We start from the raw sequence: 15,852 nt of genomic DNA on the forward strand, positions 1-15,852 counted from the left end.
ATGTCTTGTATTTCGACAAAACCCACATCATAGTTTTGATTCATTCAAGGAAAGTATAACCCTATGTCACGTTTAGCCACTCGATTTGGAACGCTTAAATCTCAACAGCGTAAGGCCTTGGTTTCTTATGTTATGGCTGGTGACCCTCATCCACAAGTAACGGTACCTTTGTTACATCAAATGGTTGAGGCAGGTGTAGATGTGATCGAATTGGGTCTTCCATTTTCAGACCCAATGGCGGATGGTCCTGTTATTGCACTTGCCGCTGAGCGTGCGCTTGCTGCAGGAACCAATACTCTAGATGCCTTGAACATGGTGAAAGAGTTCCGTAAAAACGATACAGAAACACCAGTAGTACTGATGGGCTATTTAAACCCTGTTGAAGTAATCGGCTATGAAAAGTTTGTTGCCTATGCACATGAATGCGGTGTAGATGGCGTGCTCTTGGTGGACCTTCCACCAGAAGAAGCAAAAGATTTAGATGCAGTATTGAAAAAATACGACATGGATCAAATCTTCTTACTTGCGCCAACATCCACTGATGAACGTATTCAGCATGTGGTGAAACAAGCCAGTGGATTTATCTACTATGTTTCTTTGAAAGGTGTGACAGGTGCAGCGACGTTAGATGTTGCTGAAGCTGCGGCACGTATTCAAAAAATCAAATCGTATACTCAGGTACCTGTCGGCGTTGGCTTTGGTATTAGTGATGCAGCATCGGCGAAAGCCATGGGTGTTGCTGCAGATGCGGTGATTGTAGGTAGTGCTTTTGTTAAACAATTTGCAAACTTAGCGCCAGAACAAGCTGTAATCGAAACAGTGAATAAAGTGAAGGAGCTTCGAGCTGCGCTCGATGAGTTAGTATGAGTCAAGACGCAAAAACAGGCAAAATTCTGAGCGCATCTACGCCATGGACAGAGCGTGCGGTACCAGGTATTCATGTACCTGATGAACAGCAAGCATTAAAGGCGACATTTACTGAGCCGACGATTGAATGTCCTGAGTGTCATGCACTTGTGACTCGTACTGCAATGTCATTTAATGCCTACGTTTGTCCGCAGTGTGATGAACACTTGCGAATGAAAGCGCGTGATCGTTTGAACTGGTTCTTTGACCAAGTACAAAAAGAATTGGGTCAAGAATTTAAAGCCAAAGATCCACTTAAATTTGTAGATAGCAAAGCGTATCCAGACCGTATGTCTGAAGCGCAGAAGAAAACCGGTGAAACAGAAGCTTTAGTGGTGATGCAAGGAACGCTGAAAGGCATTCCAATGATTGCAACCGCATTTGAATTTGATTTCATGGGCGGTTCAATGGGTACTGTTGTCGGTGACCGTTTTGTTCAAGCAGCTGAACTTGCGATTAAATCCAAACAACCACTTATTTGCTTTGCTGCCTCTGGTGGTGCGCGTATGCAAGAAGGCATGTTGTCTTTAATGCAAATGGCGCGTACTTCTGCTGCCATCCAAAAAATGAAAGATGCAGGCTTGCCTTATCTAGTGGTGCTGACACATCCAGTCTATGGTGGTGTGACTGCATCATTGGCAATGCTCGGTGATGTTCATTTGGCTGAGCCGAAAGCCATGATTGGTTTTGCTGGTAAGCGTGTAATTGAGCAAACTGTACGTGAAAAATTGGAAGAACCGTTCCAACGTGCGGAATATTTGCTTGATCATGGTGTAGTCGATCAAATTGTTCATCGTCATGCATTACGTGATACAGTTTATCGTATTGTAGCGAAATTGATGAACTTGCCTTGAACACAGCACCACTTGCAACTGATTCTTTAAACACATGGCTCGATTATTGGAGCCATGTTCATGTTACGGGTATTGATTTAGGACTGGAGCGGGTAATTCCTGTTGCAGATCGATTGGGCGTAACTCAGCCTGATGCCAAAGTTCTGACGGTTGCTGGAACCAATGGGAAAGGCTCAACCACAACGACATTGGCTGCCATTTTAAATGCGCAAGGTTATAATGTGGGTTTATACCAATCACCGCATATCTATCGATTCAATGAACGTGTAAAGCTTCAAGGTGTTGAAGTGGCCGACCAAACCCTGATTGATGCTTTTGTGGCCGTTGATCAGGCGCGTCGTGAATGTGAATTAAGTTTATCTTTTTTTGAAGCGACCACTTTGGCCGCTTTTGTTATTTTTAAACAGCAACATTGCGATGTATGGGTCCTCGAAGTGGGTCTTGGCGGTCGACTTGATGTGGTCAATGTCGTCGATCCAGATGTTGCAGTGATTACCAATATTGGTTTAGACCATACCGATTGGTTGGGCGACACCATTGAAAAAATTGCTTTTGAGAAAGCAGGAATTATTCGTCCAAATATTCCCGTAATTTTTGGTGGGCAGCAAGTTTTGCCTGAAGCCATTCGTCAAAAAGCAGAAGATTGCCAAGCCGCTTTACATGTACTCAATCGTGATTATTTTTATCAGTACAGTGATGACGGACAATCTTGGATGTTTGCCTCATCAGGTTCAACCTTAAAACTACCCGCGGGTTCTTTGGCACTCGAAAATATCTCTACGGCTGTAGCAGCAATATTGGCCAGTGGTTTGGTGGTCTCTCAGCAGTCGATCGCTCAAGGGATTATCAATGCCAAGTTACAAGGCCGTTTTGAAGTTAGAGAAATTGCAGGAAAAACGGTGATTTTCGATGCGGGACATAACCCGCATGGTGTTGAATTTTTGTTAAAGCAATTGCGAAATTTCCTCCAATACAATAAACAATACACAGAAGTGATCAGCGTTTTCTCCATGCTGACTGATAAAGACATAAATTCTGTCGTTAACTTATTGAAAGATACGGTAAGAATGTGGAAAATTGCACAATTAAATGTGCCACGTGCGGCATCTATCACACAATTGGATAGCGCACTACAGCATCAAGTCGTAGAACATTATGACAATGTGCAATTAGCTTTTAAGTCCGCGCTGGAAGAAACAAAGAATAATCAGCTGATTCTGGTATGTGGTTCATTTCATACCTTAGAAGCGGTATGGGAGTATCTGGAAGAATGTCAATGAATAACAAACAACGCTGGATGGGTGGTGTTGTTTTATTAGGTGGTGGTGTACTGCTGGCCGCACTTTTACTTAAAGGCAAAGAAGAAATACATCAAAATCAAAGCCAAACCCCTGAAATGGCTCAAGTTGAGCAACAAGGTCAGGGTGCGGGTAAAATGTCATCATTGACTGTTGATGTTGAAACTGAAAAGCGTTTGCTCGAAGAACAACGACGTACCCGTGAAAAATCGGTTGCGGAGCAAGAAGCACGTGCAGCAGAATTTTTAGCGATGCAACAACAAGCGGAAGCGGATGCAGCACGTAAAGCAGCAGAAGAATATGCGGCTTTAAACGCACATCGTTCAGCTCAACAAAGTTCGGATAATATTCCTCCCGAATTGGTTGAAGATGAAAAAGCTAAGCAAAAGCGTTTAGCTGAGGATAAGTTGGCGGCTCAAAAAAAGTTAGAGACTCAGTCGGCGCAGCAAAAGGCTGATCAGGCACGTATCGCAGCAGATAAACAAAAAGCCGAAGCAAAACGTAAAGCGGATGCTCAAAAAGAAGCTGAACGTAAAGCACATGCTGAAGCTGAGAAAAAAGCAGCAGATAAGAAAGCAGCCGAAGCGAAGCAACAAGCTGAAGAAAAGCGTAAAGCCGAAGAAAAACACAAGGCAGAAGAAAAGCGTAAAGCAGAAGCTAAGAAAAAAGCTGAAGCTGAAAAAGCACGTGATCTGTTGGAAAATGGCGATAAGCAATGGATGGTGCAAGTTGCATTGGCTGCCAATGAAGCCAATGCAGATGCTGTCGCTGCAAAATTACGTGCAAAAGGCTATAAAGTGACGAAGAGTCCTACATCTAAAGGCATTCGTATTATGGTCGCCCTTCGAAGGACCGTGATGCTGCGGACGCAACACGTAAAAAGATCAATTCAGATGCAAGTTTGAATATGAAATCTGCGTGGGTGATTGATTGGGTACCACTCGATAAACGCTAAGTTTATTTGAGGAATGACCTTTAATAAGATGGATTCAGTAGTTGCTGCTGAATCCATTTTACATTTTCAGGGCTGAATAATCGGTCAATATTTTTCCAAATAGGGTGGAAGCCATAGCCACCTTGTTTCATTTCACGTTTTGCTTCCTCAATGGACCAATGCTGAAAAATAATACGGTACATGGCCACACTCACGCCTGTACGGTCTGAGCCGTGGTAGCAATGGATTAATACTTTTTGCTGCTGTTGTTCAGCTTCTTTTATGGTTTTCATCACCGCCAGTAAATCTTCACGATCGATTTGCCACGTGTGTATCGGAATATGTACAAAATTAATCTTTTGCGTATCAATGACATTGTTTAAGCGTTCTGGGTCATGATGCCGTGAACGTAAATTTATGATCACATCGATTTGCTGTTCTCGTAGAACAGGGGCGAGATCTGCATCAGGTTGTTCACTGCGAAATAGCGTTGGGCTGATTTGATAAAAATTATGCTGTTGATGAACGACTTTCCCCCAATGCTGAGGACGTTCATTTAACGGTAATGGATTTGATGTCATGCAACCCGTGAAGCTAGCACTGAGTAGGATCATTGGCAGGATTTTAGCGGTCATAGTTTGTGTTCTGATATCGAGCGAGTTCGAAAGGGTCATGTGCGCAGATGAGATCGATGTCCGGATGCTGCGCTAACTGCTGAATCTTATGAAGGGAGTGCAGTCGCTGTGTATTGTTGGTGGCAAATAAACGCTCAAGCTGATTTAAGGCCCGCGAATGAAAATTTGGATTTAATTGATGCTGTGAGTAATAAGCATCGCCACAATATAACAACAGCGCTGGTTATTTTTAATCGCAATACCGGCATGACCCGCGGTATGTCCCAAAAGTGGAAGCATTAAAATGTCATCTTGAAAAATAGACAGACCGGCAGTGTGTTCTAAGTTAAACCATGCTTGCGTCCCGATGCTTTCGATAAAATTCCAATAACGATGCAGTTGGAATTGCTGTGGTCGATAGCGCAGTCGTGATTTTAAGCTATGAAGGTTTTGAGTGGCATTATATTCACTGGCTAAGACATGCACAGTCGCCTGCGGAAAATCAGAGATCCCGCCAGCATGATCAAAATCTAAGTGTGACAACAAAATGTGTTGAACATCTTGAGCCTTAAAGCCTAATTTTTGAATTTGATGAATCGCACTCAGTTGCGGATTAAATTTGATCTGCGCTGTGCGTGAAATAAACCGACCTAAACGATTTTGTGGATGCAAATAATCTTGTAAGCCCAGTCCTGTATCGACTAAGACGAGCCCTTTATCAGTTTCAATGAGCAGGCAATGACAGACCAAATGTGCGCGAAAGCCTTTCTGTCCAAATAAAGGGGCACACGTTGGACAAAAACTACCACAATGTAAATGATGAATTTGATGAATCACGGTTTGTTATTTTCAAGTTTTTCTTAGTTATAACGGATTTGAGAGGTTTAACCAATCTAATCCCTGAGAGGAATTTGTAATCAAAAAAAGCTCATCCGAAGATGAGCAGGTTGGAGAATTCCAGAACGGGCTCGTCATTCGTTCTGAGGGGAAAACTAAACTAACTATGGTTATGATCCATCGTTGACTCAGGTGCCGCGCTTAAAAATAGTTAAAGTTGTACCTTCGCTTTGGTCACTCGCCGCAGAGCTTCTTATCTTGCGCTCGGACAGCGTAATGCTCCGTTTTATCCTTACTTAGGTTGAGGCGTTAAACGAAGGTAAGGCGTAACGGCGTTATACCCTTGAGGAAAGCGTTGTTTGATTTCAGCTTCATCTTTTAATGACGGCACAATTACCACATCTTCACCTTGTTGCCAGTTAGCGGGTGTTGCAACTTTATGGTTGTCTGTCAGTTGCAAAGAATCAATGACACGTAAAATTTCATGGAAGTTACGCCCTGTAGATGCAGGATAAGTAATGATTAAACGGACTTTTTTATTTGGATCGATGATCACCAAAGAGCGAACAGTTAATGTCTCGCTGGCATTGGGGTGAATGAAATCATAAAGGGTGGACACTTTACGGTCTTTGTCTGCAATGATCGGGAAGTTCACCGTGGTATTTTGAGTATTATTAATGTCGTTAATCCAACCATGATGCGACTCAACATCATCAACAGACAGGGCAATGGCCTTGACACCACGTTTGCTAAATTCATCTTTTAGTTTTGCGGTAAATCCAAGTTCTGTGGTGCAGACTGGGGTGTAATCGGCAGGATGCGAAAATAAAATGCCCCAACTGTCACCTAAAAAGTCATAAAAATGAATGCTGCCTTCGCTTGAGTCTTGAGTAAAGTCTGGTGCAGTATCACCTAAACGAATCGTCATGGAATATCCCCGTATTTATTGAATTTGTTTAACTTGAAAATAAATATGAAGGATTTTTTTTATGATTAAAAATAGTGTTTTTTCATTTCTTTATGAATATATTTCATATAAAACAGTTTTATTGGGGGATAAATGCGAAATATCTCACGACAGAGTCACTATGTTGTCTGCAGAAAATTTGTTACATTAGCTTGCCTTAAGTCTCCGGGGCTAGAACCCGAGCGCAGAATATTTAAGGGGATTTTTGTGCAAAACCCTTGTACTTCGAATTTCTAGCACCATAATAACGACTAAGAAAATATATTCATTTGACAAGCAAGATTTAGAGAGTCTATTCATGTTGGCAAGTCTGATCGGAGGAATCTTCGGTACCAAAAATGAGCGCGAACTCAAACGCATGCGTAAAATCGTAGAGAAGATTAATGCGCTCGAGCCGACGATATCTGTTCTAAGCGATGCAGACTTATCTGCAAAAACTGAAGAATTCAAAGAACGTTATAAAAAAGGCGACAGCCTTGATAAATTATTACCTGAAGCGTTTGCTGTTTGTCGTGAAGCTGCGAAGCGTGTCATGGGCATGCGTCATTATGATGTACAGCTGATTGGTGGTATTACTTTACATGAAGGTAAGATCGCAGAGATGCGTACCGGTGAAGGTAAAACCCTCATGGGAACGCTTGCTTGTTACCTCAATGCGATTAGTGGTGAAGGTGTTCACGTGATTACGGTGAACGACTATCTCGCACAGCGAGATGCTGAGTTAAACCGTCCATTATTCGAATTTTTAGGTTTAAGCATTGGGATTATTTACTCAATGCAAGACCCAACTGAAAAAGCTCAAGCGTATCGAGCTGACATTACTTACGGTACCAACAACGAATTCGGTTTCGATTACTTGCGTGACAACATGGTGTTTTCTGCTGCTGAGAAAAAACAGCGCAGCTTAACCTATGCCATCATCGATGAGGTCGATTCGATCCTGATTGATGAAGCACGTACACCGTTGATCATTTCTGGTCAATCAGAAGACTCTTCTCAGTTGTATGCTGCAATTAACAGCATTCCACCAAAACTTCATGCACAAAAAGAAGAAAAGGTACCAGATGGCGGTCACTTCTGGATTGACGAAAAACAGCGCTCTGTAGAAATGACCGAAGTCGGTTATGAAACTGTTGAAGCTGAATTGATTCAAATGGGCTTGCTTGCTGAAGGTGAAAGTTTATATTCATCTGCTAATTTAAACTTGGTACACCATGTTTCTGCGGCCATTCGTGCGCATTACCTATACCAACGCAACGTGCATTACATCATCCACGAAGGTGAAGTGATCATTGTCGATGAAAACACTGGTCGTACCATGCCGGGTCGCCGTTGGTCAGAAGGTTTGCATCAAGCAGTAGAAGCAAAAGAAGGTTTGGAAATTCAGCCTGAAAACCAAACTTTAGCAACTACAACATTCCAGAACTATTTCCGTCTATACAAAAAATTATCGGGTATGACGGGTACTGCAGATACTGAAGCTGCAGAGATGAAAGAAATTTATGGCTTGGATGTTGTACTTATTCCAACCCATCGCCCAATGATTCGTAATGACCAAAACGATTTAATCTATTTAAACCGTGAAGGTAAATACAACGCCATCATTCAAGAAATTCAACGTATTCATGAAGCGGGTGTTGCGCCGATTCTGATTGGTACAGCAACCATTGAAGCCTCTGAAATTTTATCAGATAAGCTGAAAGAAGCTGGTATTCAACATGAAGTACTTAATGCGAAACAACATGAGCGCGAAGCGGATATTATTGCGCAAGCGGGTTCACCTCGTGCAGTAACCATTGCGACTAACATGGCTGGTCGTGGTACTGATATTCTGTTAGGTGGTAACTGGAAAGCGTTGCTGGCGAAGATTGAAGAGCCGACTGAAGCAGATGAAGCACGTTTGAAAGCAGAGTGGGAACAAAATCATGAAATGGTGCTGAACTCTGGTGGTTTACACATCATTGGTTCAGAACGTCATGAATCTCGTCGTATCGATAACCAGTTACGTGGTCGTGCGGGCCGTCAAGGTGACCCAGGTGTATCACGTTTCTACTTGTCGCTTGAAGATGACTTGATGCGTATCTTCGCAGGTGATCGCGTGGTTGCAATGATGCGTGCCATGGGGCTGAAAGAAGATGAAGCCATTGAGCATAAAATGGTGTCACGCTCGATTGAAAATGCACAACGTAAAGTTGAAGCACGTAACTTCGATATTCGTAAAAATCTATTGAAATACGATGACGTAAACAACGAACAACGTAAGATTATTTACTCTCAGCGTGATGAAATTCTTGTTGAACCGTCTTTACAAGATTACATCGAAACGATGATTCAGGATGTGACTAAAGGCATGATCGAAATATATATTCCACCTGAGTCTATTCACGATCAGTGGGATATAGAAGGTCTTGAAAAGGCGCTACGTGAAGATCTATCGATTGAATTGCCAATTTCGCAGTGGTTAGAGCAAGATCGTCGTTTGGATGAAGAGGCTTTGGTTGAACGTATTACTGATGAAGTTCTTCAGCACTACCGTTCACGTCGTACGCAAATGGGTGACGAAACGGCTGCAATGCTCGAACGTCACTTTATGTTGAATTCATTGGACCGCCATTGGAAAGAGCATTTGGCAGCAATGGATTACTTACGTCAAGGGATTCATTTACGTGGTTATGCGCAGAAAAATCCTGAGCAAGAATACAAAAAAGAAGCCTTTAATTTATTTGTAAACATGCTTGCTGTGATTAAGTCCGATGTCGTGACAGATTTATCTCGTATTCATGTGCCTACAGCCGAAGAACTTGCAGAAATGGAAGCTCAAAAACAGGCTCAAGCTGAATCAATGAATCTTCAATTGTCACACAATGACTTTGATAATTTGTTGGCTGAAGCCAATGGTAATGATGTTATCGATGCGCAATACACACCTGCAGAGCAAGTGATTGTTCCGCCAGAAAGTCGTAACTCGCCTTGCCCATGTGGTTCAGGTCTAAAATATAAACAATGTCACGGTAAAATTTAAACAGCATTGTTTAATTTCAAATAAATCAGAGCCTTCGCGCTCTGATTTTTTATTTACACTACTAATCTGACCTGAATAGTATTTGCAGTGCAGTAGATTAAATGTTATTTAGTTTCTATCAATAACCGTAAGACGGAAAAGACAATGAAAAAAGTACTAAAACCGTTCATGATTGCTGCTTTGGCTTTGCCAACTTTTGCCTTTGCAAACGCTCCTCAGACGACTTCTTTAGAGAAAGTTCAACAAGCAGTTGGTCCAACAACAACTCAAGTACAGGTTGGTACTGACGGTCAAGTGACTGTAGCAAGCCCGCGTACGGGTATTCGTTATACCTTTGCCAATCCAAATCGTCCAATCGTATTGCAAACTGCAAAAATTGCAGCAGCCAATGCGGCGAATGCTGACCGTATTGTGGCTGAAAACCCAGCCCTTTCTGCTGCGAGTCAACAAAAAGCGAAACAAGTGCTTCTTGATGAAGCAACTCAGCTGGCGCGTAACTAATTTACGACGAACAGCGATAAAGACCAGTCGAAAGGCTGGTTTTTTTATGTGCAAAAGAAATCCACAATAAAATTACAGCAAAACCGTGCTTCTGCTCGATTTTTTATAGATTTTGCACTAAGCTGTATTTTTTATAACTCATATAGTTGGACGTTGAAAAATGGCAGTTGGTGACGTATCTATGCCACAGATGCATGTGGTGAAAGGTGTAAAAATCGGTTCGGCTGAAGCATATGTGCGCTATCAGAACCGACGTGACCTTGTCATTTTTGAATTTGCTAAAGGTTCTAATGTTGCAGGCGTATTTACTCAAAATGCATTTTGTGCCGCGCCTGTTCATATTTCGAAAGCACACTTATTGGCAGGTAATCCACGTTATTTGGTGATTAATACCGGAAATGCCAATGCCGGTACTGGCAAAATCGGCATGGCAAATGCTGAGGCGACGTGTGCGAAACTGGCAGAACTAGCAGGTGTTCAAAATACAGAAGTTCTTCCATTTTCAACAGGTGTAATTGGTGAGCAATTACCTATTGATCGTTTGGTTCAAGGCTTGCAACCCGCATTAGATAGTTTGCAGGAAGATGCATGGTTGGATGCGGCAACGGGCATTATGACCACAGATACAACACCTAAAGGTGCATCTGAACAATTTGAGTTAGATGGCGTTCTGTATACTATGACAGGCATTTCTAAAGGCGCAGGCATGATTCGTCCAAATATGGCGACCATGTTGAGCTATGTGGCAACTGATGCACCCATTAGCCGTGAGCTGGTGCAACAGCTTTTGAAAACCACAGTTAACCTGTCGTTTAACCGTATTACGGTGGATGGTGACACTTCGACCAATGACTCATGTATTTTGATTGCAACGGGCCAAGCTGGTGGCGTAGAAATTACTTCAGAATCAGATTCACGTTATGCTGCTGTTTTAGACGTGTTAACACGTGTAATGAAGCGTCTTGCACAGCTCATTGTCCGTGATGGTGAAGGTGCGACGAAGTTTATTACTGTGGCGGTAGAAGGCGGCGCAGATACTCAAGAATGTTGTGATATTGCTTATAGCATTGCACATTCACCGTTGGTTAAAACTGCAATCTTCGCATCAGATCCAAACTGGGGGCGTATTTTGGCAGCTATTGGTTATGCAGGTGTGCCAAACTTAGATGTTGAAAAAATTCAGGTCTGGTTAGGTGATGTTCAAATCTGTAAAGACGGTGGTGCCGCAGCAGATTATACCGAAGCAGCAGGGGCTGCAGAGATGGAGAAATCTGAGATCACGATCCGTGTAGATTTAGGACGTGGCAGTGCGCGAGATACTGTGTATACCTGTGACCTGTCGTATGATTATGTCAAGATTAACGCAGATTACCGTTCATAAAATATTTGATGTTTTTGAAAAGCCTCCGTTGTGAGGCTTTTTTATAAGTGGAACTTTTTAATGACCGGTAAAAAATAGCCAAGTGCCATATTTATGGGTCAGTTGTGAAGCACCTGTGTAGTAGCAGGCATTAAGGGTAGAGAAGACGTTGTGATGAATAATGCAAACAACTTAATTGCAAATGAAGCAAAATCAATTGTACAAGCGCATTTGGATCGTTTGGGTGATGTTAAAGAGCATCACTTAACGGAAGCTGCAAAGCTTGAAAAGTTTGAATTAATTAAAGCGGAACTCAAAAAACGTAACGCTGTCCTTGTTGCACACTATTACTGTGATCCTGAAGTGCAGGAACTAGCAGAACAGACCGGTGGATGCGTTTCGGATTCACTTGAAATGGCACGTTTTGGTCGGGATCATGAAGCAACGACGTTGGTGGTTGCAGGAGTGAAATTCATGGGGGAGACCTCGAAGATTTTATCTCCTGAGAAAACCGTACTGATGCCTACTCTAGAGGCAACATGCTCACTTGATTTGGGTTGTCCTGTCGATGAATTTACCAAATTTTGCGATGCACATCCGGATCATACGGTTGTGGTATATGCCAATACCTCGGCGGCAGTGAAAGCGCGTGCAGATTGGGTGGTAACCTCGAGCTGTGCTGTTGAAATTGTTGAGCATTTAGATAGTTTAGGTGAAAAAATTATTTGGGCACCCGATCAGCATCTCGGTCGCTATATTCAAAAGAAAACCGGTGCAGACATGTTGCTATGGGATGGGGCATGTATTGTCCATGAAGAGTTCCGTGCACGTGGTATTGCCAATATGAAAGCGCTGTATCCTGATGCAGCAGTTTTGGTACATCCAGAGTCACCAGAATCTGTGGTGGATATTGCAGATGCCGTCGGTAGCACCTCGCAATTGATTAAGGCTGCACAAACCTTGCCACACGAACGTTTAATCGTGGCAACAGATCGCGGTATTTTTTATAAAATGCAGCAAGCTGTGCCGAATAAAATTCTCATCGAAGCACCGACGGCAGGTGAGGGAGCGACTTGTCGTTCATGTGCGCATTGCCCTTGGATGGCGATGAATGAATTAGATGGCATTCTCGAAGTTTTACAAAAAGGCGATCAGGAAATTTTTGTAGATCCGGCATTGGCTGAACGTGCTAAATTGCCTTTAGATCGGATGTTGAATTTCAGTGCCAGTTTAAAACGTTAATTTTTGCTTGAAAAATGATTAAAGTGCTTGATAAATAATCGCTTGAAATGATTTTTTATGTTTTTTTGAAGATAGGTGTTGACGTTAATCAACGTCACGCCTAGAATGCACACCGTACCGCACGATATGCGATACAGCGAAAGCTGAGATGAAACGGAGCATAGCACAGCCTGGTAGTGCACCTGGTTTGGGACCAGGGGGTCGTAGGTTCGAATCCTACTGCTCCGACCAATTTCTCAAGGCAAAAATCGCGTGATAGTCTATGTCATCGGTAATGCGCCTGTAGCTCAGTTGGATAGAGCATCCGCCTTCTAAGCGGATGGTCACAGGTTCGAATCCTGTCAGGCGCGCCATTTTAATGGTGTTCTGATACTAGAATCTGAAACTTGTTGTGATGGTGGATGTAGCTCAGTTGGTAGAGCCCCGGATTGTGATTCCGGTTGTCGTGGGTTCGAATCCCATCATTCACCCCAATTCGGAGCATAGCACAGCCTGGTAGTGCACCTGGTTTGGGACCAGGGGGTCGTAGGTTCGAATCCTACTGCTCCGACCATTTTCTCAAAGAAAACGGTCGATAAAAGATACCGCATACAGCGGTTTTTTTATGCCTGTAATTTAAAATGCGTTATATTGGTTATTCACAAGCAAGAACATGATGGTGGATGTAGCTCAGTTGGTAGAGCCCCGGATTGTGATTCCGGTTGTCGTGGGTTCGAATCCCATCATTCACCCCAACTTTTAAAGTTGAAAGCGGAGCATAGCACAGCCTGGTAGTGCACCTGGTTTGGGACCAGGGGGTCGTAGGTTCGAATCCTACTGCTCCGACCATTTATTTCAAAAACAATACTGTAAAGGATGCCGCATATAGCGGTTTTTTTATGCCTAAAATTTATAAACACAATAAAAAAGCCACCATAAGGTGGCTTTTCCAAATTTCGCTATTTAGGGAATGATCGTGACATTTACACGACGGTTGATGGCACGATTGGTTTCGGTGTCATTAGAAACCATAGGTTGTTCAGCACCACGGCCAATAATTTGAATATTTGAACTGTTATAACCTTGCTTTAAAAAGACGTTTGCGACGCTTTGCGCACGTTTTTCTGAAAGTTGTTGGTTGTAATTGGCTTGTCCAACATTATCCGTATGACCAATAAACTTAATTTTGTTTAGATCATATTTAATCAGTTGAGTGGCGAGGGTATTTAACTTGACTTGTTGGTGAGGTTGTATTTGATAATCATCAAAACCAAATAAAAGTCGTTCTGGTAGGGCAAGTGTCCAACCATCATTGGTCAAGACAAAACCTTCTTTTTTAAGCATACGTGCTTGTTTATAGCTTAAGTTACCTAAACTCATGCAGGCTGTCATAGTAGCCGTGAATGCAAGTATAAATAAAACTTTAAATGCGTTCTTTAACATAGCAACTCCTATGAGTTGGGGCGTTGAAGTGCAATGCACCAATGATTATTAGAAAGTTTAGCATCATACATGGCGCGATCCGCATCAGCGATTAGATCTTCTGGCGATTTCGCATTTTGGATCAGTGCCACACCAATATTAGCTTGTAATGTAATATTATGTTGCTCATAAACAAATGTTGAACCATAGCATTCATGTATTTTGTGACAAAAGACCTCGAGTTCTGTTAGGACATTTAAACGATTGATAATAATTGCAAATTCATCACCACCGAGTCGTGCAACTAAAGCATCATCTGGTAGTGCTTGTTTTAAACAATGTGATGAGGCACGCAGTACTGCATCTCCAGCTAAGTGTCCATATTGTTCATTCACATGTTTAAAGTTTTCAATATCGACAAAGAACACAGCAGCGTTCGCTTGTAAGTCAAATAGCTCAAACAGCTTTTCATAAAAATAATTACGATTTGGCAATTGGGTTAATGCATCATGACGTGCTAGATGAATTAGCTTGTCATTTTCTGAAATCAAGTTTTTATTTGACTGTTCAATTTCACTAAGTAAACCATTAAAGGCGGTACTGAGTGCGTGTAATTCTTGAATATCAGAGTTTGAAACCCGCATTTTATAATCTTTCTTAATGCTAATGGTTTGAGCTGATTCAACAATCGAGCGAACGGATTGCATTAAGTATTGATAAACAGAATTCACCGACCAAAACACGGTAGCCAATAAAAGTATAAAACCTAAAAATAAACCCAATAAAATTTTATGGAAGAAACTAACTAAATCTGAAGAGTTTCCATATACGACCAGTTCGCCGTAATTTTTCTGATCATGATGAATATCTAAGCGAATCGGTTGGCTAAAAAAGAAATAATCTAAAATCGCTTGGCTGGAAAATGTTGAAATTTCTTTTTGCTCAGCATGAGCAAGCGACGCATTTTGAAGGTTGGTAATTTCTATCGATCGAATGGGATACAATTGAGTGTATTCGTTTAAAATTTGACGCATCGTTGTTTGGTCATTAAACACCACAGCGGGTTGAACACGTTCGTTTATCGCATTTGATAAAATCGTTAAGCTATTTTTTGCATAGGTATGCATAGTATAAGTGGAAATAACCAAAAAAATCGCAGAACAAATCGTAAAAGTTAAAGCAAAGATAGTGAGCTGCGAACGCGTAAATAATTGGTGTAATGTAATTGGGTTATAGAGTTGTTTCATTCAGCTGACTCCGAGGACTTCGCCAGTAATAAAACACGTGGATCAATATGTATTTGTGACTGCGTTAAGCTTTCCATATTAATTTTAAACGAATAACTCTGATTTTTTTTATACAAACAAAATGCACTGCCCGACTCACACTCACTATTGTTACTACTTAGAGAGAGGGCGGGGAAATTAACATGGTTGTTTAAAATACTTTGTTCTTCTTTTGCTGATAGATTGGAAAAAAATAAAACTTGGCAATGACTAGATTTGATGTCAATCACATTGATGGCTGTAATTTTATAAGTGCTGTGGGTTGGCGCAAGTTTTTTAAAATCATTGACTAAACTTGAATTATTAATCACGCAAAATTTGGGTGAAGTGGTTTCCCACTTGGCATAACTCAAAATAGAGAAAGTGGTTGTGAAAATATTTGCTGTGGGAGCTGCATATAATAAGGGTGAAATGGAGCACGCCATTATTAAATAGGCAGTTTTTTTAAAAACAACCATACGAAATCAAAAATGTCTTAAATTAAATGGAATGAAAATTGGGTTTATATACGTTTTATTATATGAAATAGGGCGTATATAGCCCAATAATAATACAAAAGAATGTTTATGTGTTCAAAAAAGCGACATGCGTAAAATAAATCATAAAAAAGGTGTTGCAACGGATGTGAAA

At 41.7% G+C, this 15,852-nt stretch carries 12 protein-coding genes, 6 tRNA genes and 2 pseudogenes; 14 read left to right on the forward strand and 6 right to left on the reverse strand.

Annotated features, from left to right (window positions below; genetic code table 11):
• Positions 1 to 63 precede the first annotated feature (63 nt).
• The 4 genes and pseudogenes from trpA (at position 64) to AVJ20_RS12015 (ending at position 4,013) form a co-directional block, all read left to right on the forward strand.
• The gene (trpA, locus tag AVJ20_RS12000; RefSeq protein WP_078191221.1) at positions 64 to 867 is read left to right on the forward strand and encodes a tryptophan synthase subunit alpha; all 804 of its coding nucleotides are present in this window, start codon (positions 64 to 66) and stop codon (positions 865 to 867) included.
• Positions 864 to 1,760: an acetyl-CoA carboxylase, carboxyltransferase subunit beta gene (gene accD, locus AVJ20_RS12005; RefSeq protein WP_111885388.1), complete on the forward strand. Its 897-nt coding sequence runs from the start codon at positions 864 to 866 to the stop codon at positions 1,758 to 1,760. Before trpA ends, accD begins: the two co-directional genes overlap by 4 nt.
• Positions 1,757 to 3,040, forward strand: coding sequence for a bifunctional tetrahydrofolate synthase/dihydrofolate synthase (folC, locus tag AVJ20_RS12010; RefSeq protein WP_111885389.1), 1,284 nt, complete (start codon positions 1,757 to 1,759; stop codon positions 3,038 to 3,040). The genes accD and folC overlap by 4 nt, the downstream gene beginning before the upstream one ends.
• Positions 3,037 to 4,013 (forward strand): annotated as a pseudogene (locus AVJ20_RS12015) (SPOR domain-containing protein). Before folC ends, AVJ20_RS12015 begins: the two are co-directional and overlap by 4 nt.
• Before the next feature lie 20 nt (positions 4,014 to 4,033).
• Here the strand turns inward: AVJ20_RS12015 and AVJ20_RS12020 are convergent.
• The 3 genes and pseudogenes from AVJ20_RS12020 to AVJ20_RS12030 form a co-directional block, all read right to left on the reverse strand.
• Complete coding sequence (locus AVJ20_RS12020; RefSeq protein ID WP_111885390.1) at positions 4,034 to 4,627, reverse strand: dual specificity protein phosphatase family protein; 594 nt, start codon at positions 4,625 to 4,627, stop codon at positions 4,034 to 4,036.
• Positions 4,617 to 5,443 (reverse strand): annotated as a pseudogene (locus tag AVJ20_RS12025) (MBL fold metallo-hydrolase). The gene AVJ20_RS12020 and the pseudogene AVJ20_RS12025 overlap by 11 nt, the downstream one beginning before the upstream one ends.
• Before the next feature lie 292 nt (positions 5,444 to 5,735).
• Complete coding sequence (locus AVJ20_RS12030) at positions 5,736 to 6,371, reverse strand: peroxiredoxin (protein WP_111885391.1); 636 nt, start codon at positions 6,369 to 6,371, stop codon at positions 5,736 to 5,738.
• 337 nt (positions 6,372 to 6,708) lie between these two features.
• Here AVJ20_RS12030 and secA point away from each other — a divergent pair, with 337 nt between their 5' ends.
• The 10 genes from secA to AVJ20_RS12080 all read left to right on the forward strand — a co-directional run bounded on the left by secA (position 6,709) and on the right by AVJ20_RS12080 (position 13,363).
• Positions 6,709 to 9,432, forward strand: coding sequence for a preprotein translocase subunit SecA (gene secA, locus AVJ20_RS12035; protein WP_111885392.1), 2,724 nt, complete (start codon positions 6,709 to 6,711; stop codon positions 9,430 to 9,432).
• A gap of 144 nt (positions 9,433 to 9,576) precedes the next feature.
• The gene (locus tag AVJ20_RS12040) at positions 9,577 to 9,933 is read left to right on the forward strand and encodes a hypothetical protein (protein ID WP_078194125.1); all 357 of its coding nucleotides are present in this window, start codon (positions 9,577 to 9,579) and stop codon (positions 9,931 to 9,933) included.
• Positions 9,934 to 10,093: 160 nt separating this feature from the next.
• Positions 10,094 to 11,314 (forward strand): bifunctional glutamate N-acetyltransferase/amino-acid acetyltransferase ArgJ, encoded by a 1,221-nt coding sequence (argJ, locus tag AVJ20_RS12045; RefSeq protein ID WP_111885393.1) that lies wholly within the window; start codon positions 10,094 to 10,096, stop codon positions 11,312 to 11,314.
• 153 nt (positions 11,315 to 11,467) lie between these two features.
• On the forward strand, positions 11,468 to 12,535 hold the full coding sequence (gene nadA / locus AVJ20_RS12050; protein ID WP_111885394.1) for a quinolinate synthase NadA: 1,068 nt from the start codon (positions 11,468 to 11,470) through the stop codon (positions 12,533 to 12,535).
• Between the two features lie 154 nt (positions 12,536 to 12,689).
• A tRNA-Pro gene (locus AVJ20_RS12055) sits at positions 12,690 to 12,766 on the forward strand.
• Positions 12,767 to 12,811: 45 nt separating this feature from the next.
• A tRNA-Arg gene (locus tag AVJ20_RS12060) sits at positions 12,812 to 12,888 on the forward strand.
• A gap of 44 nt (positions 12,889 to 12,932) precedes the next feature.
• Positions 12,933 to 13,008: transfer RNA gene (locus tag AVJ20_RS12065), tRNA-His, on the forward strand.
• A 3-nt stretch (positions 13,009 to 13,011) separates the two neighbouring features.
• Positions 13,012 to 13,088, forward strand: a tRNA-Pro gene (locus tag AVJ20_RS12070).
• Positions 13,089 to 13,193: 105 nt separating this feature from the next.
• Positions 13,194 to 13,269, forward strand: a tRNA-His gene (locus AVJ20_RS12075).
• A gap of 17 nt (positions 13,270 to 13,286) precedes the next feature.
• Positions 13,287 to 13,363: transfer RNA gene (locus AVJ20_RS12080), tRNA-Pro, on the forward strand.
• Positions 13,364 to 13,477: 114 nt separating this feature from the next.
• Here AVJ20_RS12080 and AVJ20_RS12085 read toward each other — a convergent pair.
• The 3 genes from AVJ20_RS12085 to AVJ20_RS12095 are packed head-to-tail and all read right to left on the reverse strand — an operon-like array spanning position 13,478 to position 15,680.
• The gene (locus tag AVJ20_RS12085; protein WP_111885395.1) at positions 13,478 to 13,957 is read right to left on the reverse strand and encodes an OmpA family protein; all 480 of its coding nucleotides are present in this window, start codon (positions 13,955 to 13,957) and stop codon (positions 13,478 to 13,480) included.
• An 8-nt stretch (positions 13,958 to 13,965) separates the two neighbouring features.
• A complete protein-coding gene (locus AVJ20_RS12090; protein ID WP_111885396.1) occupies positions 13,966 to 15,183 on the reverse strand; it encodes a diguanylate cyclase domain-containing protein in 1,218 nt (405 codons plus the stop codon).
• Positions 15,180 to 15,680, reverse strand: a complete 501-nt coding sequence (locus AVJ20_RS12095; protein WP_171319270.1) for a YfiR family protein — start codon at positions 15,678 to 15,680, stop codon at positions 15,180 to 15,182. The genes AVJ20_RS12090 and AVJ20_RS12095 overlap by 4 nt, the downstream gene beginning before the upstream one ends.
• Positions 15,681 to 15,852 lie beyond the last annotated feature (172 nt).

It is taken from the genome of Acinetobacter sp. CFCC 11171, assembly GCF_003268405.1.
In the GTDB taxonomy this organism is placed as follows: domain Bacteria; phylum Pseudomonadota; class Gammaproteobacteria; order Pseudomonadales; family Moraxellaceae; genus Acinetobacter; species Acinetobacter amyesii.